The 18,953-nt window shown below is 64.8% G+C and carries 21 protein-coding genes; 8 read left to right on the top strand and 13 right to left on the bottom strand.

What is annotated here, in order from left to right; all coding sequences use genetic code 11:
- Positions 1-193: 193 nt before the first annotated feature.
- The 6 genes from rplS to OXS31_RS16910 form a co-directional block, all read right to left on the bottom strand.
- Entirely contained in the window at positions 194-544 is a 351-nt protein-coding gene (rplS, locus tag OXS31_RS16935) for a 50S ribosomal protein L19 (RefSeq protein ID WP_007160957.1), read from the bottom strand.
- 42 nt (positions 545-586) lie between these two features.
- Positions 587-1,324, bottom strand: a complete 738-nt coding sequence (gene trmD, locus OXS31_RS16930; RefSeq protein ID WP_007160956.1) for a tRNA (guanosine(37)-N1)-methyltransferase TrmD — start codon at positions 1,322-1,324, stop codon at positions 587-589.
- Between the two features lie 3 nt (positions 1,325-1,327).
- Positions 1,328-1,864, bottom strand: a complete 537-nt coding sequence (gene rimM / locus OXS31_RS16925) for a ribosome maturation factor RimM (RefSeq protein WP_007160955.1) — start codon at positions 1,862-1,864, stop codon at positions 1,328-1,330.
- A gap of 5 nt (positions 1,865-1,869) precedes the next feature.
- Positions 1,870-2,118, bottom strand: coding sequence for a 30S ribosomal protein S16 (gene rpsP / locus OXS31_RS16920; protein ID WP_007160954.1), 249 nt, complete (start codon positions 2,116-2,118; stop codon positions 1,870-1,872).
- 250 nt (positions 2,119-2,368) lie between these two features.
- Positions 2,369-3,748, bottom strand: coding sequence for a signal recognition particle protein (ffh, locus tag OXS31_RS16915; RefSeq protein WP_007160953.1), 1,380 nt, complete (start codon positions 3,746-3,748; stop codon positions 2,369-2,371).
- A 176-nt stretch (positions 3,749-3,924) separates the two neighbouring features.
- Positions 3,925-4,170, bottom strand: coding sequence for a hypothetical protein (locus OXS31_RS16910; protein WP_267400755.1), 246 nt, complete (start codon positions 4,168-4,170; stop codon positions 3,925-3,927).
- On the opposite strand from OXS31_RS16910, the gene ccsA reads away from it, so the two are divergent.
- Together ccsA and OXS31_RS16900 are read left to right on the top strand one after the other, a co-directional pair.
- The gene (ccsA, locus tag OXS31_RS16905; RefSeq protein WP_007160952.1) at positions 4,169-4,969 is read left to right on the top strand and encodes a cytochrome c biogenesis protein CcsA; all 801 of its coding nucleotides are present in this window, start codon (positions 4,169-4,171) and stop codon (positions 4,967-4,969) included. The two genes, OXS31_RS16910 and ccsA, sit on opposite strands and share 2 nt — an antisense overlap.
- 188 nt (positions 4,970-5,157) lie before the next feature.
- Positions 5,158-6,462, top strand: coding sequence for an MFS transporter (locus OXS31_RS16900; protein WP_027600217.1), 1,305 nt, complete (start codon positions 5,158-5,160; stop codon positions 6,460-6,462).
- 60 nt (positions 6,463-6,522) lie between these two features.
- On the opposite strand, the gene purT is transcribed toward OXS31_RS16900, so the two are convergent.
- The 3 genes from purT to OXS31_RS16885 form a co-directional block, all read right to left on the bottom strand.
- Positions 6,523-7,704: a formate-dependent phosphoribosylglycinamide formyltransferase gene (gene purT, locus OXS31_RS16895; protein ID WP_027600216.1), complete on the bottom strand. Its 1,182-nt coding sequence runs from the start codon at positions 7,702-7,704 to the stop codon at positions 6,523-6,525.
- Positions 7,705-7,725: 21 nt separating this feature from the next.
- Positions 7,726-7,923 carry a DUF1289 domain-containing protein gene (locus tag OXS31_RS16890; protein ID WP_007160948.1) on the bottom strand — a complete coding sequence of 66 codons (198 nt, stop codon included), beginning with the start codon at positions 7,921-7,923 and terminating at the stop codon, positions 7,726-7,728.
- Between the two features lie 77 nt (positions 7,924-8,000).
- A complete protein-coding gene (locus OXS31_RS16885; RefSeq protein WP_007160947.1) occupies positions 8,001-8,588 on the bottom strand; it encodes a CoA pyrophosphatase in 588 nt (195 codons plus the stop codon).
- A 127-nt stretch (positions 8,589-8,715) separates the two neighbouring features.
- Between OXS31_RS16885 and OXS31_RS16880 the strand changes: the two genes are divergently transcribed.
- Both OXS31_RS16880 and OXS31_RS16875 read left to right on the top strand, forming a co-directional pair.
- Positions 8,716-9,270 (top strand): NUDIX hydrolase, encoded by a 555-nt coding sequence (locus OXS31_RS16880; RefSeq protein WP_027600215.1) that lies wholly within the window; start codon positions 8,716-8,718, stop codon positions 9,268-9,270.
- A gap of 166 nt (positions 9,271-9,436) precedes the next feature.
- Complete coding sequence (locus OXS31_RS16875; protein ID WP_197851799.1) at positions 9,437-9,973, top strand: L,D-transpeptidase family protein; 537 nt, start codon at positions 9,437-9,439, stop codon at positions 9,971-9,973.
- A gap of 50 nt (positions 9,974-10,023) precedes the next feature.
- Here the strand turns inward: OXS31_RS16875 and OXS31_RS16870 are convergent, their stop codons facing one another.
- The 4 genes from OXS31_RS16870 to OXS31_RS16855 are packed head-to-tail and all read right to left on the bottom strand — an operon-like array spanning position 10,024 to position 13,474.
- A complete protein-coding gene (locus OXS31_RS16870) occupies positions 10,024-11,178 on the bottom strand; it encodes an ABC transporter ATP-binding protein (protein ID WP_027600828.1) in 1,155 nt (384 codons plus the stop codon).
- A 10-nt stretch (positions 11,179-11,188) separates the two neighbouring features.
- On the bottom strand, positions 11,189-11,848 hold the full coding sequence (locus tag OXS31_RS16865; RefSeq protein WP_044341552.1) for an ABC transporter permease: 660 nt from the start codon (positions 11,846-11,848) through the stop codon (positions 11,189-11,191).
- A gap of 3 nt (positions 11,849-11,851) precedes the next feature.
- Complete coding sequence (locus OXS31_RS16860; protein ID WP_027600212.1) at positions 11,852-12,754, bottom strand: glycine betaine ABC transporter substrate-binding protein; 903 nt, start codon at positions 12,752-12,754, stop codon at positions 11,852-11,854.
- A 9-nt stretch (positions 12,755-12,763) separates the two neighbouring features.
- Positions 12,764-13,474 carry an ABC transporter permease gene (locus tag OXS31_RS16855; protein ID WP_267400740.1) on the bottom strand — a complete coding sequence of 237 codons (711 nt, stop codon included), beginning with the start codon at positions 13,472-13,474 and terminating at the stop codon, positions 12,764-12,766.
- A 720-nt stretch (positions 13,475-14,194) separates the two neighbouring features.
- Between OXS31_RS16855 and OXS31_RS16850 the strand changes: the two genes are divergently transcribed.
- From OXS31_RS16850 to OXS31_RS16835, 4 genes are all read left to right on the top strand, one after another.
- The gene (locus tag OXS31_RS16850) at positions 14,195-14,386 is read left to right on the top strand and encodes a hypothetical protein (protein WP_132832793.1); all 192 of its coding nucleotides are present in this window, start codon (positions 14,195-14,197) and stop codon (positions 14,384-14,386) included.
- A 318-nt stretch (positions 14,387-14,704) separates the two neighbouring features.
- Entirely contained in the window at positions 14,705-15,754 is a 1,050-nt protein-coding gene (locus tag OXS31_RS16845; RefSeq protein ID WP_144947800.1) for a glycoside hydrolase family 5 protein, read from the top strand.
- Between the two features lie 298 nt (positions 15,755-16,052).
- Positions 16,053-17,228, top strand: coding sequence for an acyltransferase (locus OXS31_RS16840; RefSeq protein WP_044341556.1), 1,176 nt, complete (start codon positions 16,053-16,055; stop codon positions 17,226-17,228).
- A gap of 95 nt (positions 17,229-17,323) precedes the next feature.
- A complete protein-coding gene (locus OXS31_RS16835; protein ID WP_007160937.1) occupies positions 17,324-18,907 on the top strand; it encodes a peptide chain release factor 3 in 1,584 nt (527 codons plus the stop codon).
- Positions 18,908-18,953: the final 46 nt, after the last annotated feature.

Genomic DNA, 18,953 nt, shown 5'->3' with positions numbered 1-18,953 from the left:
CCAAACGTGGTTGAAGCTGGCCTGGAAGGCCAGCCCCGTCAGAATGCTCATTTACCAGTTGTAAACTCGCGCGCGAGCCCGGTCCGCTTCCTCAGCCAGCTTCGCCTTGTTTGTCTCTAGCTCGCGAGATTTTGACTAGGCTCTTAGAAACGAAAAAAGCAGCCGAAGCTGCTTTTTTCTGGTCACGCCGCGATCAGGAAAGCTTTTCCTTGATGCGGGCAGCCTTGCCGGACAGTTCGCGCAGGTAGTACAGCTTGGCCTTGCGCACGTCACCGCGACGCTTGACGCTCAGGCTGTCGACCAGCGGGCTGTAGGTCTGGAAGGTACGCTCGACGCCAACGCCGTTGGAGATCTTGCGTACGGTGAAGGCGCTGTTCAGGCCGCGGTTACGCTTGCCGATCACCACGCCTTCGAAGGCCTGCAGACGCTGACGGTCGCCTTCCTTCACCTTAACTTGGACAATCACGGTGTCGCCGGGGGCGAACGCCGGGATTTCTTTGTTCATCTGCTCAGCTTCGATCTGGGCAATGATTTTGTTGGTCATGTCACTCTGCTCCTAAGACAGGCCGCGGCCCGCCATCGATACCTAACTATCGTTCCGCTGACGGAGGTATTCCGCCAACAGGTTCTGCTCTTCTCCAGAAAGCGAGCGGCCATCCAGAAGATCGGCGCGTCGCTCCGCAGTGCGTCCCAGGGACTGCTGCAGGCGCCAGCGCCGGATATGCTCGTGGTTACCACTGAGCAACACGTCGGGTACGCGACGGCCCTCGTACACCTCGGGTCGGGTGTAGTGCGGGCAATCGAGCAGGCCGTCGGTAAACGAGTCCTGCTCGGCGGAATCCGCATGCCCCAAGGCTCCAGGCAGCAGTCGCGTGACCCCATCGATCAGCACCATGGCCGGCAATTCACCGCCGGACAGCACATAGTCGCCAATCGACCATTCTTCATCCACGTGCGTCTCGATGAAACGCTCGTCGATGCCTTCGTAACGCCCGGCGATGAGGATCAGATGCTCCTCCTGCGCCAGTTCCCGAACCGCCGCCTGGTCGAGTTTGCGACCCTGGGGGGACAGGTAGATCACCTTTGCCGCCGAATCACCCTTGGCATCGGCCAGGGCACGCTCCAGCGGCTGGATCTTCATGACCATGCCGGGACCGCCGCCAAAGGGCCGGTCGTCCACGGTCTGGTGACGATCCTCGGTATAGCTGCGCGGGTTGTAGCAGGTCAGCTCCAGGAGCCCCTGCTTCATCGCGCGACCGCTCACGCCATAGGCGCTGACGGCCTCGAACATCTCGGGAAAGAGGCTGATGACATCGATACGCATGGATCAGAAATCCGCGTCCCAGTCGACCTGCATCTCGCCCTTGGCCAGATCCACCGCCAGCACGTACTGGTCGGGCAGATAAGGCAACAGACGCTCACGATCGTCGAGGCTGCCAGCACAGGGCTTGACCACCATGACGTCGTTGGCCCCGGTCTCCAGCAGATGATCCACCACGCCCAGCCACTGGCCTTCGCGATTGATCACCTTGAGACCTTCCAGCTGATGCCAGTAGTAGTCACCGGCGCCCAGCTGGGGCAATTCACTGCGCGGCACGCAGATCTCGAAACCGGCCATCAGGCGGGCTTCTTCGCGATCGTCCAGGCCCTGCAGACGTACCGTCAGGACCTTGCCGTGCATCCGACCGCCGAGCACCTTGACCTGCCGGGTCTCGCCTTCGCGCCGCAGCGTCCAGGTCCGATAGTCCAGCAGATTGTCGAGCGGATCGGTAAAGGAGTAGATCTTGAGCTCACCGCGTACGCCAAAGACCGAAACTATCTTGCCCAGGACCACTAGGTCGGGGGCGGAGGTCGGCGTACTCATGGTCTTCAGGCGGTAGCCTGAGCGCTCTTCAGCAGCTGAGCGACGCGCTCGGACGGCTGGGCGCCCTGCGACAGCCAGTAGTTGGCGCGCTCTTGGTCCACCGACAGACGGATTTCGGCGCCGCTGGCCACCGGGTTGAAGAAACCGATGCGCTCGACGAAACGACCATCGCGCGCATTGCGGCTGTTGGTCACGGTCAGGTGGTAGAAGGGGCGCTTCTTGGAGCCGCCACGGGCTAGACGGATGGTTACCATTGAACTTCGTTCCTGTAGTCGGTGCTTGTAGCTGTGGGCACACTGGGCCACATGGCCCGAAAGGCCGCATATTCTAAGGGCTGTTACCCGGTTTGCCAATGGCTTTCAACGGCACCCTCGGCATAGCGGCAGCCTGGAGACTCCAGCGGTGGAGCCCCGTCGCTCGCGAAGGTGCATCAGCACTGGTGCCGACGCCCCTCGCAGAGCCCTTTCCGATGCCGGCCATCTGGCGACGGGCGGCACCCGGAAATCACATCTTCGGCATGCCGCCGCCGGGGAACATGCTGCCCATGCCGCGCATCATCTTGGCCATGCCGCCCTTGGCGGTGACCTTCTTCATCATCTTCTGCATCTGCTTGTGCTGCTTGATGAGGCGGCCGACGTCCTGCACCTGGGTGCCGGAACCCAGGGCGATGCGCTTCTTGCGCGAGCCGCTGATCAGCTCCGGATCGCGGCGCTCGGCCGGGGTCATGGAGTCGATGATGGCTTCCATCTGCTTGAAATGCTTTTCCGCGGCGCCTTGAGCGTTGCCCATCTGCTGGATGTTCATGCCACCCATCATGGTCGGCAGCTTGTCCATCAGCGAACCCAGGCCGCCCATGTTCTTCATCTGGCGCAACTGGTCGCGGAAGTCTTCGAGATCGAAGCCCTTGCCCTTCTTGAGCTTCTTGGCCAGCTTGTCGGCCTTTTCGCGATCCAGGGTCTGTTCGGCCTGCTCGATCAGCGAGAGGACGTCGCCCATGCCGAGGATGCGCGAGGCGACCCGGTCCGGGTGGAAGGGATCGAGGGCTTCGCTCTTCTCGCCCATGCCGATGAACTTGATCGGCTTGCCGGTGATGTGGCGGACCGACAGGGCAGCACCGCCGCGGGCATCGCCGTCGACCTTGGTCAGGATCACGCCGGTGAGCGGCAGGGCGTCGTTGAAGGCCTTGGCGGTGTTGGCGGCGTCCTGACCAGTCATGGCGTCGACCACGAACAGGGTCTCGGCCGGCTTGGTGGCGGCATGGACCTGCTGGATCTCCGCCATCATCTCGCTGTCGATGTGCAGGCGACCGGCGGTGTCGACGATGACCACGTCGATGAACTTGAGCTTGGCTTCGCGGATGGCGGCCTGGGCGATCTCCACCGGCTTCTGGCTGATGTCGGAGGGGAAGAAGGTGACCCCCACCTCCCCGGCCAGGGTTTCCAGCTGCTTGATGGCGGCCGGACGATAGACGTCGGCGGAGACGACCATGACGGTCTTCTTCTTGCGCTCCTTGAGGAAGCGCGCCAGCTTGCCCGCGGTGGTGGTCTTGCCCGCGCCCTGCAGGCCGGCCATGAGGATGACCGCCGGCGGCGCGACGTTGAGCGCCAGGTCTTCGTTGGCCGCGCCCATGATGGCTTCGAGCTCGGCGCGCACGATCTTCACGAACGCCTGGCCCGGGGTCAGACTCTTGGACACCTCGGTGCCGACCGCCCGCTCCTTGACCCGATTGACGAACTCCTTGACCACCGGCAGGGCGACGTCCGCCTCGAGCAGCGCCATGCGCACCTCGCGCAGGGTGTCCTTGATGTTGTCTTCGGTGAGCTTGGCCTTGCCGGTAATGTGGCGCAGGCTTTGGGACAGGCGGTCTGTGAGATTCTCGAACATGCGGACATCCAGGGCAGAAACGGCGGCTGACCGGCAAGTATAACGAAAGAGCGCCTGAGCAGGGATAGCCGCCAGGGCCGCTACCGCGTGAAACCGTCAGCAGGGCCGGTATCGGCGAGCCGCCGAGGCGGGAGCGCGAGGCACCGACGCCAGGGCCGGTGCCTGCGGGGAGGGGATCAGAAGATCAGCGAGAAGATGCCGATGACCACCACCAGGCCGATCAGAAAGATGATGCCCATGGTACCGCCGAGAAATTTAAGCATGGTCGCGACCTCTTCAAGATATGTACCTCTTGGGACCACCCGCTGGCGGTCAGGGTTCGCCCAGCCTGGCCAGCCGGCGCCAAGGCGCGGCTCAGACTTTCTGTACCGCCCTGTCTGTGCCACACTCGCCTGCTTTCCGCTCTGCTGAAACCGAACCATGCACGCCCTGCTGCCCACCCTCCTGGCCGCCGCCCTCTATCTGCTCGCGACCCTCTACCAGGGCAGTTGCCTGCTGCGCAAACAGCCGTCGAGCAAGCCCCTGGTCCTGGGCGCTGGTATCCTGGCCCTGTTGCCCCACGCCCTGGCCGTCTATCTGCAGCTGATCCTCGAACCGACCCTGAGCCTGGACTTCTTCGACGCCTCCAGCCTGATCTCGGCGACCGCCATCGCGCTGATGCTGATCGGCTGCCTGCGCATGCCGCTGCAACCGCTGCTGGTGCTGGTCTATCCCCTCGGTGCCATCACCGCGCTGCTGGCCGAATTCGTGCCGCCCGGCACCGTGACCCCGCTGGACGTGTCGCCCAAGATCGTCGTGCACGTGCTGCTGTCGATCATCGCCTACGGGCTCTTCACCCTGGCGGTGCTGCAGTCGCTGCTGCTGCTGATCCAGGATCGCCAGCTTAAGAACAAGCACCCGTCCGGGCTGATCCGCAGCTTTCCCCCGCTGCAGACCATGGAAAGCCTGCTGTTCGGCTTTCTCTGGGCCGGCTGGGTGGTGCTGTCGCTGTCGCTGATCTCCGGCTGGTTCTTTGTCGAGGACATGTTCGCCCAGCACCTGGTGCACAAGACGGTGCTCTCCTGCATCGCCTGGGTGGTGTTCGGCATCCTGCTGTGGGGGCGCAATCGCCTGGGCTGGCGCGGCCACCGGGCGATCCGCTGGACGCTGCTGGGCTTCATCCTGCTGATGCTGGCCTATTTCGGCAGCAAGCTGGTGCGGGAATTCATCCTGCATCGTTGACAGTCGTCGTTCCACTACCTGCATAATCAGGCGACCGAACCACGTTCGGCGCGACCCGGCCAACAGCCGCTTCGCGCCCGGCACGTCATAACAGGTCGTCCCGCCCGTCCCCATCCTCGGACAGCCGCTGCCCCACCGGGCCGCTCCGGCAGACGCCTCCTACAAGAACGACTGCCCGGTACCCCTGCATGTCCACGACCGCTGCCGCCTTCGACGCGCCCACCTCCGTGCCGCGCAACTCCCCCACCCGCGTGGCCACCGCCAGCTTCATCGGCACCGCCATCGAGTTCTACGACTTCTACGTCTATGCCACGGCCGCGGCCCTGGTGATCGGCCCGGTGTTCTTTCCCCAGGGCGCGGGCATGGCCCAGACCCTCAGCGCCTTCATCACCTTTGGCATCGCCTTCCTGGCGCGCCCCCTGGGTTCGCTGCTGTTCGGCCACTTCGGCGATCGCATCGGGCGCAAGTCCACCCTGGTGGCCTCGCTGCTGCTGATGGGCATCTCCACCACCCTGATCGGCCTCCTGCCTGGCTATGCCAGCATCGGCGTCTGGGCACCGATCCTGCTCTGCCTGCTGAGGTTCGGCCAGGGCCTGGGGCTGGGCGGCGAATGGGGCGGCGCGGCGCTGCTGGCCACCGAGAACGCCCCGCCCGGCAAGCGCGCCTGGTTCGGCATGTTTCCCCAGCTCGGTCCTTCCATCGGCTTTCTCATGGCCAACGGTCTGTTCCTGGCCCTGGCGCTGCTGCTGGACGACGAGCAATTCCGCGCCTGGGGCTGGCGCATCCCCTTCCTGCTCAGCGCCCTGCTGGTGGTGGTCGGCCTCTATGTGCGGCTGTCGCTGCACGAGACGCCGGTGTTCGCCGAGGCCATGGCGCGGCGTGAGAAGCTGCGCCTGCCCATGGTCGAGACCTTCGGCAAGCACGGCAAGGCGGTGCTGCTGGGCGCCCTGAGCATGGTGGTGTGCTACGCCCTCTTCTATATCTCCACGGTGTTCTCGCTGAGCTACGGGGTGAAGAATCTCGGCTACAGCCGCCAGGAATTCCTCGGCCTGCTCTGTGTGGCCGTGCTGTTCATGGCCCTGGCCACGCCGCTGTCGGCCTGGCTGGCCGATCGCTTCGGCCGCAAGCCGGTACTGGCGGCCAGCGCCATCGCCGCCCTGCTGTCGGGCTTCGCCATGGAGCCGCTGCTGACCCACGGCTCCAGCCAGGCGGTCGGCCTGTTCCTGGCCCTGGAGCTGTTTCTCATGGGCATGACCTTCGGTCCCATGGGCGCCCTGCTGCCGGAAATCTTCCCCACCCGGGTGCGCTACACCGGTGCCTCGGCGGCCTACAACCTGGGCGGCATCCTCGGCGCCTCCCTGGCGCCCTACGCCGCGCAGCAACTGGTGGAGGCCGGTGGCCTGAGCTGGGTGGGCGGCTATGTCTCGGCAGCAGCGGCCATCAGCCTGGTGGCGGTGCTCTGTATGCGCGAGACGCGCGACCAGTCGCTGTAGATCTCTCCAGCCAATGAAAAAGGGCCCCGCGGGGCCCTTTTTCGTGGTGCGCAGCCGGCCTTACAGCTCGACCTTCACCGCCTGGGACGCACGCACGGCCTTGGCCCGGGCGGCTTCGATGCTTTCGTCGCGGGCCAGGGCGACGCCCATGCGCCGCTGCCCCTTCACCTCGGGCTTGCCGAACAGGCGCAGCGCGGTGTCGGGTTCGGCCAGGGCCGCGCCGAGGTTGGCGAAGGCGGTCTGGCGCGAATCGCCGTCCACCAGGATCACCGCCGAGGCCGAGGGACCGAACTGGCGGATGGTGGGGATCGGCAGGCCGAGGATGGCCCGGGCATGCAGGGCGAATTCGGAGAGATCCTGGGAGATCAGGGTCACCAGGCCGGTGTCGTGGGGCCGCGGGGAGACCTCGCTGAACCAGACCTGGTCGCCCTTGACGAACAGTTCCACGCCGAACAGGCCGCGACCGCCCAGGGCCTCGGTGACCGCGCGGGCGACCCGCTCGGACTCGGCCAGGGCCTTCTCGCTCATGGCCTGGGGCTGCCAGGACTCGTGGTAGTCGCCCTTGACCTGGCGATGCCCGACCGGCGCGCAGAAGGAGGTGCCGCCGACGTGGCGCACGGTCAGCAGGGTGATTTCGTAGTCGAAGTCGACGAAGCCCTCGACGATCACCCGGCCCTTGCCGGCGCGACCGCCTTCCTGGGCGTATTGCCAGGCGGCCTGCAGCTCGTCGGCGCTGCGCAGCAGGCTCTGGCCCTTGCCCGAGGAACTCATGATCGGCTTGACCACGCAGGGATAGCCCAGCGCCTCGGCGGCGGCGGCATAGTCTTCGTAGGTGTCGGCGAAGTGATAGGGCGAGGTGGGCAGGCCCAGTTCCTCGGCGGCGAGGCGACGGATGCCTTCGCGATTCATGGTCAGCTGGGCGGCGCGGGCGGTGGGCACCACGGTGTAGCCCTCGCCTTCCAGCTCCACCAGGGTGGCGGTGGCGATGGCTTCGATTTCCGGCACGATGAAGTGCGGCTGCTCGCGCTCGATCACCGCGCGCAGGGCGGCCCCGTCGAGCATGTCGATGACGTGGCTGCGATGAGCGACCTGCATGGCCGGGGCATCGGCGTAGCGATCCACGGCGATGACCTCGACGCCCAGGCGCTGCAGTTCGATGACGACTTCCTTGCCCAGTTCGCCGGAGCCGCAGAGCAGCACGCGGGTGGCGCTGGGGGACAGGGGGGTACCGATACGGGGCATGACAGATCTCTCCGGCTGATGTCAGGTCAGGAAGGCCGCACCGCCCGCCCGCGCCCGCTCGCTGCAGCGCAGCAGCACCTCGCGGCGCTCGCTGTCGCTCATGGACATCCAGCGGGTGATCTCGGCGGCGCTGCGCTGGCAACCGATGCAGATGTCCTGTTCGTCCAGGGCACAGACATGGACGCAGGGCGAACGCACGGGTGAATCGGCGGTGGTCATGCGGCTTCCCTCGAATGGCCGCGCATTGTGCCCGTTAATGCCCGACTTGGCATGTGCCTTTACCTTGCCGATACCGCTCAATCCCGCCTGGGCGGTGCCTTGAGCACGATACCGGCGTCGTACAGCAGATTGACCAGTTCGACGATGATCACCGCCGTCAGCCCCCAGATGCGGTGCTCGCCATACTGATAGCTGGGCACCTGCCAGCGCAGGCCGTCGTGGTCGACCCTGAGGGTGTAATCCGGCGGCACCTCGCAGAAGAACTGCAGGGGCACGCTGAAGATCGCGGCGATCTCGGCTTCGCTGGGTACGTATTCGAGCTGATCGGGGATCAGCGCGACGATGGGGGTCACCGCCAGGCCGTAGCGCGACACCAGCGGACTCAGGGGGGCGATCACCTCCACCAGGCCCGGTGGCAGTCCGACCTCTTCCTCGGCCTCGCGCAGGGCGGTGGCGACCAGATCGGCGTCCTCGGGATCGCGCCGGCCGCCCGGCAGGGCCACCTCGCCGCCGTGGGTGGACAGGTTGCTGGCCCTCAGGGTGAGCAGCAACTCGGGATGCTCGCCACGGATGATGGGCACCAGCACCGCCGCTTCCTGGTAGCTCTCGGTGCCGCTCAGGGTGCGCGGCTGATAGTGACGCAGGCGCTGGAGCAACTCATCCACGCCGGAATTCTCCCTTGCTCATCGTATCCCCTGGATCATGGCACGCCCGTCGGGCAATCCCAAGCCCAGCCATCGCTTGCGAGGCCCGGGATCGCCCCGGCACACTGCAGCAAAACGAGGATGAACCATGAAGCATTGCAATCACTGTGGCGGACTGCTGGAAGAACGCCTTCCCGCGGGTGACAACCGGATGCGCCTGGTCTGCAGCCAGTGCGGCGCAGTGCATTATCAGAATCCGCGGGTGGTGGCCGGCTGCCTGGCGACCTGGGAGGGCAAGGTGCTGCTCTGCCAGCGCGCCATCGAACCGCGCAAGGGTTACTGGACGCTGCCGGCGGGCTTCATGGAAAACGGCGAGACCACCACCGAGGCCGCCGCCCGCGAGACCTTCGAGGAAGCCGGCGCGACCGTGCAGGGCCTGGAGCTCTATACCCTCTTCGACCTGCCGCACATCGACCAGATCTACATGCTGTTCCGCGGCGAGCTGGTCGATGGCCGCTTTGGCGTCGGCGAGGAAAGTCTCGACGTGCGCCTTCTGGACGAAGCCGACATCCCCTGGTCGTCTCTGGCTTTTCCGACCATCAAGCGGACACTAGAATGCTTTTTCGCCGACCGCCGTCGCGGCGAGTTTTCCCTGCGCCATGAAGGCATGGCGCCTATGGTGGTCGCACCCAAGCCTGCCTAAGGGCCTGTTCAAAGTCTGCTGCGCGTCGGCCCAACGTCGTTGAAAATGCCTTCGGAATGCTCATTTACTATCTGTAAACTCCGCTTCCTCAGCCATTTTCGCCTTGTTTGTCTCTAGCTCGCGAGACCTTGAACAGGCCCTGAGCTCTTCCGAGGATCTACCCGACATGCGTCCGTTGCACCTGTTGTTGGCGCTCTGCTATGTGCTGTGCGGTTCGTTGCTTCCCCAGCTGGTCCAGGCCAGTACCAGCGTCACGGTGATCCGCCAGCCGGCCGCACCGCTGATCGACAAGGTGCTGGTCATCAAGTCGCGCAATCAGCTGCAACTGCTCAGCGGCGATACCGTGATGAAGTCCTATCGCATCTCGCTGGGCAAGAATCCCCGCGGCCCCAAGTTGCGCGAGGGCGACAAGCGCACCCCGGAAGGCTTCTACTGGATCGACTGGCGCAAGACCAGCGACAAGTTCAACCTGGCCATGCACATCTCCTATCCCAATCGTGAGGACCTGGCCCGCGCCAGCCAGGCCGGCGTGCGTCCCGGCAGCATGATCATGCTGCACGGCACCCCCATCGACGAGGAGTACCCGGAGTGGTACTTCAACTCGCTGAACTGGACCGAGGGCTGCATCGCCATGACCAACCACGACATGCGCGAGGTCTGGGGCTTGGTCAAGGACGGCACCCTGATCGAGATCCGCCCCTGAGCCCCAGGTCGTCAGGCGGCAGCCCTGCGACCGCCGCCTGAGTCCCCGCCCTACCCCGCCACCTGCTCCGCCGGCGAGACGATGGTGGTCTTGCCGCGCGACCGACCACTGCTGAGGTAGTCGGCGATGGATTCCTGGGTGACCTCGCCGAGGAAGTCGTTGTCGGCGCTGAGCACCGGCAGCCAGGAGCTGTTGAACTGGTACATGCGCGACAGCAGGATGCGCAGGTGCTCGTCGAAGGCCGCGGTGGCCTTGAACGGGGTGACGAAGGGCGCCACCGGGCCGCTCTGCCCGCGCAGGTCACGCCGGCGCACGTAGCCCAGGCCCTTGTTGGCGGCATCCGTCACCACCAGGTAGCGGCGATCGTGCTCCTCCATCAACTCCACGGCATCGCCGATCAGGGTCTCGGCCTGGATCGAGGGCGCGTTGTCGGCCGCATCCTCGGCGCGGATCAGCAGGAGACGCTTCAAGGTGCTGTCCTGGCCGACGAAGTTGCTGACGAAGTCGTCCTTGGGATGGGCCAGCAGGGTGTCCGGGTGGTCGAACTGCACCAGGCGGCCGCCGCGGAACACCGCGATCTTGTCGCCCAGGCGGATGGCCTCGTCGATGTCGTGGCTGACCATGATCACCGTCTTGTTCAGTGCCCGCTGCATCTGGAAGAACTCGTTCTGGATGGCATCGCGGTTGATCGGATCCACCGCGCCGAAGGGTTCGTCCATCAGCAGCAGCGGCGCCTCGGCCGCCAGGGCGCGGATCACCCCGATACGCTGTTGCTGGCCTCCGGACAGCTCGCGCGGATAGCGCGACAGGTACTGCTTGGGATCGAGCTGCACCATGCTCATCAACTCGGTGGCGCGCTCGCGGCACTTCTTCTTGTCCCAGCCCAAGAGCTTGGGCACCACGGTGATGTTTTCCTCGATGGTCATGTTGGGGAACAGACCGATCTGCTGGATCACGTAGCCGATATGGCGCCTGAGGGTCACCTCGTCGATGCCGGTGGTGTCCTCGCCATTGATCAGCACCCGTCCCGAGGTGGGCTCGATCAGGCGGTTGATCATCTTCAGGGTGGTGGTCTTGCCGCAGCCGGAGGGGCCGAGGAAGACGCAGATCTGGCCCTCCTCCACGGTGAGGCTCACGGCGTCCACCGCGGTCACGTCCTTGCCGTGCTGCTTGAAGGTCTTGGTCAGGCGGTCGAGTTCGATCATCTGGGACTCCTTAAGGGGCGCTGCGCAGGCCGCGCGGGGTGAGGCGGCGTTGCAGCCACTGCAGGACGAGGTCGGCGACGATGGCCAGCAGGCTGACCAGCACCGCGCCGACGATGAGGGTGGCCATGTCGCTGCGGCTGATGGAGGTGAGGATGAGCACGCCCAGGCCGCCGGCGCCGATGGTGGCGGCGATGGTCATGACGCCGATGTTCATAACCACGGCGGTGCGCACCCCGGCCAGGATCACCGGCAGGGCGATGGGCAGTTCGACCATGCGCAGGCGCTGCCAGAAGGTCATGCCGATACCGGCACCCGCCTCGCGGATGCCCGGCTCGACGCTGGTCAACGCCAGGTAGGTGTTTCTCAGGATCGGCAGCAGCGAATAGAGGAACACCGCGGTGATGGCCGGCAGCGGGCCGAGGCCCTGGCCGAACTTGGAATAGAACGGCAGCAGCAGGCCGAACAGGGCGATGGAGGGCAGCGTCATGACCACCGTGGCCACCGCCTGCAGCGGTCCGGCCAGCCAGGGATAGCGGGTCATGAGGATGCCCAGGGGCACGCCCACCAGGATCGCCAGGGTTACGGCGATGCCCACCAGGGTGATGTGCTGGCGGGTCAGTTCGAGGACCTGCAGCCAGTCGATGTGATTGAAGGAGGTGATGAAATCCATGGGTCATTGCCCTCCGTCTAGGGGGTGCTGGGCGAGGAAGTCGCGGGCCACCTGGGCCGGCGTCTGCCGCTCGATGTCCACCTTGGCGTTGAGCTGGCGCATGGTGGCCTGGTCCAGGCTTTCCGCCAGGGGTTTGAGCAAGGCGGCGAGATCCGGGTGCTTGGCCAGGTACCCGGCGTTCACCACGGGGGCAGCGGTGTAGTCGGGGAAATAGCCCTTGTCGTCTTCCAGCACCTTGAGCCTGAAGGCATCCAGGCGGCCGTCGGTGGTGTAGACCAGGCCGGTGAAGACCTGGCCGTTGCGCAGGGCGGTGTAGACCAGGCCCGGGTCCATCTGGCGGATGTCGTCCCGGGTGTAGCTCAGGCCATAGGCCTTGACCAGGCCGGCGAGGCCATCGGAGCGGTTGGCAAATTCGATGTCCAGCGCGGTGAGGTGCTGCTTGCCGGCCTCGGCCTTGAGCAGTCCGGCCAGGTCGCTGATGCTGTTCAGCTCGGGATGCTGTCGAGCGATCTTCTCCGGCAACGCCAGGGCATAGGTATTGTTGAAGCGGGTGGGCGCCAGCCAGGCCAGACCGACCTTGGCGTCCAGCTGCTTGACCCGCTGGTAGGAGGCCTCCTTGTCCAGTCGTTCGGTGACATGGTTGTAGGCCACCAGGGAGGTGCCGGTGTATTCCCAGGTGAGGTCGAGCTGGGCGTTCTTCACGCCATTCCAGGCGATGGTGCTGCCCAGGCCGCCGACGATCTCCGGCTGATAGCCGTGGCGGGACAGATACTGCCCGGTGAGTTCGGCGAGGATGGCCTGCTCGGTAAAGACCTTGGCACCGATGCGGATCGGATCGGCCTGGGCAGCGCTGGCCAGCGTCAGTCCGAACCAGGCGGCGCCCAGGGCGATAAGCAACTTCTTCATCTCGTCTCCTTAGCGGGCCAGGCCGCGTTCCAGCCAGAGGCGACTGGCGAGCAGCACCAGGCCGTCCAGCAGCAGCGCCAGCAGCGCCGTGGCGGCGGCGCCCAGCAGCAGCTGCGACTGGTTCTCCAGGGCGATGGCGGGAAAGATCAAGCTGCCCAGGCTGTTGGCGCCGATGAGAAACACCAGCGGCGTGGTGCCGACGTTGATCGCCAGGGCGACCCGCACCCCGCCGATGATGATGGGCACGGCATTGGGCAGCTCCACCTTGGTCAGCACCTGGGTGGGGGTCATGCCGATGCCGGTGGCAGCCTCCTTGAGCGAGGCCGGCACGTTCTTCAGCCCCTCGTAGGTGTTGCGCACGATGGGCAGCAGCGAGGCCAGGAACAGCGCCAGGATCGCCGGCCCATCGCCGATGCCGACGATGCCCAGGGCGATGGCCAGCACCGCCAGCGGCGGCACGGTATTGCCGATGTTGAACACCTGCATGAAGCGCTCGGCGCTGCGGGCGAAGGCTGGCCGACTCAGCAGCACCCCGGCGGGGATGCCTACCTGCAGGGCCAGGACCATGGAGACGGCTACCAGATAAAGATGAGCCTGGAGATAGAACCAGAGGTCTGCGCGATAGGTACGCAGCGTATCCATACCGATCCAGTGCACCAGCAGTGCCAGGATCACCACTCCCACGGCCGTGCCGAGCAGGAGGGTCTTGAACTTCGCCATGTCAGGCTCCTTCAACGGGCGGACAGGCCGCATGCCTTCCGAGTGCGGACCTCGCACGGGGGCGAGGCGCAGGACGGCTGTCCGGGTTCAGGGTCGAGACACAGCAGGGCATGGCGGGTATGCCGGCTGGACCAACGGGGCACTGCGGATCTCGGATCTGCCTAGCCCTTGGGTGTCGCTCCGGGGGAACGACATGGCGCCTTGCCTCGACCGAAGAGATTGACGTCCATCGCAGTCGATAGTTCGCCAGCTCCTTTTCAGGCTAACCCAATAGACTCGCTCAATGCCAACCCGATCATGCATAGCGGAACGTCTTGACAGGGTGAAAGGCCCGGCCGAGAGGCCCGGACAGCCGGCAAAAAGCGAGAGTCGCGCGCTAGAGCCTTCGGCGAATATGTGACGATAAATTTAATACGCTTACTGTTAGATGCTTTGCAGTACCAACGCGACGCCTGTCACGGATGCCGGGGCAAGCCACAGCGGTTTCGTGGAGCGGCACACAGCGCAGCTGACGTACGGTCATAACTGAAACATCTTTCTGTGAGCCAGTGCGGTGACGAGGTTTTGGCACCCCTTTATCATGCCGACGAATGGCTGACGCTTTGAGGGATCATTCAGCCATACCAAGGTCAATAGGTGGCCCAGTGATAGCACCAAGCGCCATTTCTGGAACCGCTATAAAAACAGACTATTCACCGAGCTAACTTCAAAGGGAACGTTATGAATGACATGACGGCTTGTGCATCGTTGGACTCCGCTGTTCTCTCCTCTGCCCCCGTAATGCTGCTGCAACCCAAGGTGGAAAATTGGGTGGTGGTGTATGCGCACGGCGGCCTGATCGCCGAATTCAGCGACGAGGCCTCGGCCCGCCGCGAAGCCGAGCAGTGGGCTGGGATCTGCCTGCGTCGCTAAAGACCGCTTTCGAATGACCTGCCTGCGCCATATAAAGATGGAAAGCAGTCACAGGCAGTTCATTACCCGCGCTACCCTTCTTCCTGCCCTGCCCAGGGGCCGCGCTGCCCGGATCCAGCCGCCGCGGCGTCCCGCTCCAAGCTGCCCGCCAGTCTACCCAGCTCGCATTTCCGCGGTTTTCGCCCGACATTAACGTTGTCTGGCGCACCTTCTGAGCCTTGCACTGCAACTTCCCGGCGCCTCTTCAGGCCTCATGGCGGATCGGGCCACGACCGCCCGACATTCCTACGTCTTCCGTCACTGTCCGGGACCTTGCCGATGACGCTACGCCTGAAATCCAAGCTCACCCTGTTGTTCACCCTGCTTTGCAGTCTGGCTGCCATGCCGGTCGCCCAGGCCGCCACACGGGACTTCCCCACCGATCTGGTCGGCCTGAATTTTTCCGGCGCCGGCTTCGCGCCCCACGTACTGCCGGGCAAACCGGGAACCAACTACTTCTTTCCCGACGCCGGCCATTACCGACGCTGGGCGGCCAAGGGCATCCGGGTGATCCGCTTCCCGGTCATCTGGGAGCGCCTCCAGCCCACGCTGGGACAACCCCTGGATCCCGCCTACGCCAAGCTGATCGACCAGACCCTGGACAACGCCAAGCGCTATCGCATGAGCGTGATCCTGGATCTGCACAACTACATGAGATACCGCGGCCAGGTCATCGGCAGCGCGGCGGTGCCCTATCCGGCCTACGCCGATGTCCTACGCCGGATCGCCCAGCGCTGGCACGAGCACCCCGCCCTCGCCGCCTACGACATCATGAACGAGCCCCACGATGCCGTGGAGCAATGGCCGGTGGCCGCCCAGCACGGTATCGACGCGGTGCGCGAGGTGGATCGGGTGCGTCCGCTCCTGATCGAAGGCAATGGCTGGTCCAGCAGCTATCTCTGGCCGCGCTACAACGCCAAGCTGCTCGGTCTCAAGGATCCGGCCGACAACCTGATCTATTCGGCGCACGTCTATTTCGACAATGACGGTGGCGGCAAGTACCTCAAGAAGGACATGACCGACTTCGATCCCGATGTCGGCATCCGGCGGGTCGAGCCCTTCATCACCTGGCTCAAGCAGCACGGCAAGCGCGGCCACATCGGCGAATTCGGCGTGCCGGACAACGACCCCCGCTGGCTGGCCGCCATGGACCGCTTGCTGGCGCGGCTGCGCCAGGAATGCATCCCGGCCATGTACTGGGCAGCCGGCCCCAACTGGGGCGACTATCCGCTGGCGGTCGAACCGGTCAAGGGCAAGCCCCGCCCACAATGGAAGGTGCTGCAAAAGTACGTGAAGCCGGCCGATTGCCAGACCCTGGGTCCCCGCTGAGCGAAGCGCCGCCAGGCAGCACGGGCGGCGCCTTCTTGCAGTCAGGTGACAACTTGTCTGGAAATCGGTGACTGCAATCACAAAACGCCGGGCCAGGGACGGCCTAGCAAGAACTTGCTGGATTTTGGCGATCAAAATGTAACAGCAAGTAATAGTTCGACTATTAAGAAGCTTGCGACGCACAAGAGCCAGGATGCCATGTCAGCTTTCACGTTCCCGCACCACCCCTCCGCTCTTTCCCCCTAACGGCAGCGCTGCATCCGTTCGCCTCTTCTTGCCGCACCCTCAGGGATATCCCATGGAAAGATTTGTCGCTTTGGATAGCTTTCGCGGTCTGTTGGCCGTCGCCGTCGTGCTGTTTCACACCTATGTCGCTCAGGCCGCCTCGGAAAATCCGCTGATCGCCAACGCCTACCTGTTCGTCGAGTTCTTCTTCGTGCTCAGCGGCTTCGTGCTCATGCACACCTATGAGAGCCGGCTGCGCACCCTGGACGATTATCGCGACTTCGCCATCAGTCGCGCGACGCGGATCCTGCCGCTGCATCTGGCCATGCTGGGTCTCTATGTGCTGCTGGAGTGCGGTCGCCTGCTGGCGGAAAAACTGGGGGTCGGCTTCAACGATCCGGCGTTCAGCGGCGCCACCGCGCCCGAGCAATTCCTGCCCAATCTGTTGCTGCTGCAATCCTGGCTGGGCCAGGCCATCACCGGCTCCTTCAACTACCCATCCTGGAGCATCAGCATCGAGTTCTACCTCTATCTGATCTTCGGCCTGCTGGTGCTCAAGGGCCAGGGTCATCAGCGCCAGTGGTTCCTGGCGATCGCCCTGCTGGCCTTCGTGCAGCTGCTGTTTCCCTTCCTGCCGCTGAAGACCGAAATCTTTCGCGGTCTGTCGTGCTTTTTCGCCGGCGCCTGCACCTATCGCCTCTATGTCTGGATCAAGCAGTACAACAGCGGACAATTCGGTGGCACCCTGCTGGAACTGGCCTGCCTAATCGCCGGCGCCGCGGTGATGACCTCTGATCTGCCGGTGCCCAAGAAAGGCGTACTGGCGACCCTGGTGTTCTGCGTCACCATCCTCACCTTCGCCTTCGAGCGCGGCCTGGTCTCCAGCGTGCTGCATCACGGCCTCTTCGTGCGCCTGGGGGTACTGTCCTATTCGATCTACCTGTGCCACGCCGCGGTGATCTTCGTGGTCAAGAGCGCTTTCATCGTGTTGGGCAAGTTGCTGCACCAAGACCTCACGGTGGTGGCGCCCTCCCATGACGCCCCGCTGCCCTTCATGATCCGCTACATCGCCACCGGCAGCGTCGTGCTGGACAACCTGGTGGTGGTGGTGGAACTGGCGGTGGTCTTCGCCTTTGCCTGCCTGACCCACAGATACATCGAGGTCCCGGGCATGGCGCTGGGCAAGCGTCTGGTGCGCCGCAAACGCACCCCACCCTGCTGCGACGGCAACATCCAGCCGCAGCGCTGAGCGGCGCCTGGTGCAGTCCTACCGACCTCAAGCCGGTAGGACTGCCCTCTGCTATACTCCGCCCCCTCTTTTTTCGCTCTCGCCCAGGTTCATCCATGACCACCCAGGCCGCCGAAGTCGCCAAGCGCCGTACCTTCGCCATCATTTCCCACCCCGACGCGGGCAAGACCACCATCACCGAGAAGCTGCTGCTGATGGGCCAGGCCATCGCCGTCGCGGGCACGGTGAAGTCGCGCAAATCCGACCGGCACGCGACCTCCGACTGGATGGAGATGGAAAAGCAGCGCGGCATCTCCATCACCACCTCGGTGATGCAGTTCCCCTATCGCGAGCACATGATCAACCTGCTCGACACCCCCGGCCACGAGGACTTCTCCGAAGACACCTACCGCACCCTGACCGCGGTGGACTCGGCGCTGATGGTGCTCGACGGTGGCAAGGGCGTCGAACCCCGCACCATCGCCCTGATGGACGTCTGCCGCCTGCGCGACACGCCCATCGTCAGCTTCATCAACAAGCTCGACCGCGACATCCGCGATCCCATCGAACTGCTCGACGAGATCGAGGCGGTGCTCAAGATCAAGGCCGCGCCCATCACCTGGCCGATCGGCAGCTATCGCGACTTCAAGGGCGTCTATCACCTCTCGGACGACCGCATCTACGTCTATACCCCCGGCCATGGCCACGAGCGCATCGCCACCAAGACCATCGACAAGCTGGACTCCGACGAGGCCCGCGCGCACCTGGGCGATCTCTACGAGCGCTTCGTCGAGGAGCTGGAGCTGGTCCAGGGCGCCTGCCACGAATTCGATGGCGAGGCCTTCCTGCGCGGCGAGATGACCCCGGTGTTCTTTGGTACCGCGCTGGGCAACTTCGGCGTCGACCAGGTGCTCGACGCCGTGGTCGACTGGGCTCCGCGCCCGCTGTCGCGCGCCGCTCACGAGCGGGTGGTGGAGCCGGTGGAAGAGAAGTTCTCCGGCTTCGTGTTCAAGATCCAGGCGAACATGGATCCCAAGCACCGCGACCGCATCGCCTTCATGCGCATCTGCTCGGGCAAGTACGAGAAGGGCATGAAACTGCGCCACGTGCGCATCAAGAAGGATCTGAAGATCGCCGACGCCCTGACCTTCTTCTCCAGCGAGCGCGAGCACCTGGACGAGGCCTTCGCCGGCGACATCATCGGCCTGCACAACCATGGCACCATCCAGATCGGCGACACCTTCACCGAAGGCGAAGCCCTGGGCTTCACCGGTATCCCGCACTTCGCCCCGGAACTGTTCCGCCGCGTGCGCCTGAAGGATCCGCTGAAATCCAAGCAGCTGCGTCAGGGGCTGCAGGAACTGGCCGAGGAAGGCGCCACCCAGGTGTTCTTCCCCGAGCGCAACAACGACATCGTGCTCGGCGCGGTGGGTGTGCTGCAGTTCGACGTGGTCGCCAGCCGCCTGAAGGAGGAATACAAGGTGGAGTGCGCCTACGAGGCCATCAACGTCTGGTCGGCGCGCTGGATCGAGTGCGACGACAAGAAGAAGCTCGAAGACTTCAAGAACAAGGCCTTCGAGAACCTGGCGGTGGACGGCGGCGGTCACCTCACCTACCTGGCGCCGACCCGGGTCAACCTGGCGCTGATGGAAGAGCGCTGGCCGGAGATCAAATTCCGCGCCACCCGCGAGCACCACTAAGCGCCATCGCCCTGACCGGTGCGCCTGGCACCGGTCAGGCGCACCC

The organism is Pseudomonas sp. GM_Psu_1, from assembly GCF_026544185.1.
GTDB lineage: Bacteria > Pseudomonadota > Gammaproteobacteria > Pseudomonadales > Pseudomonadaceae > Chryseomonas > Chryseomonas oryzihabitans.
This window is presented reverse-complemented; position numbering and strand designations above follow the sequence as displayed.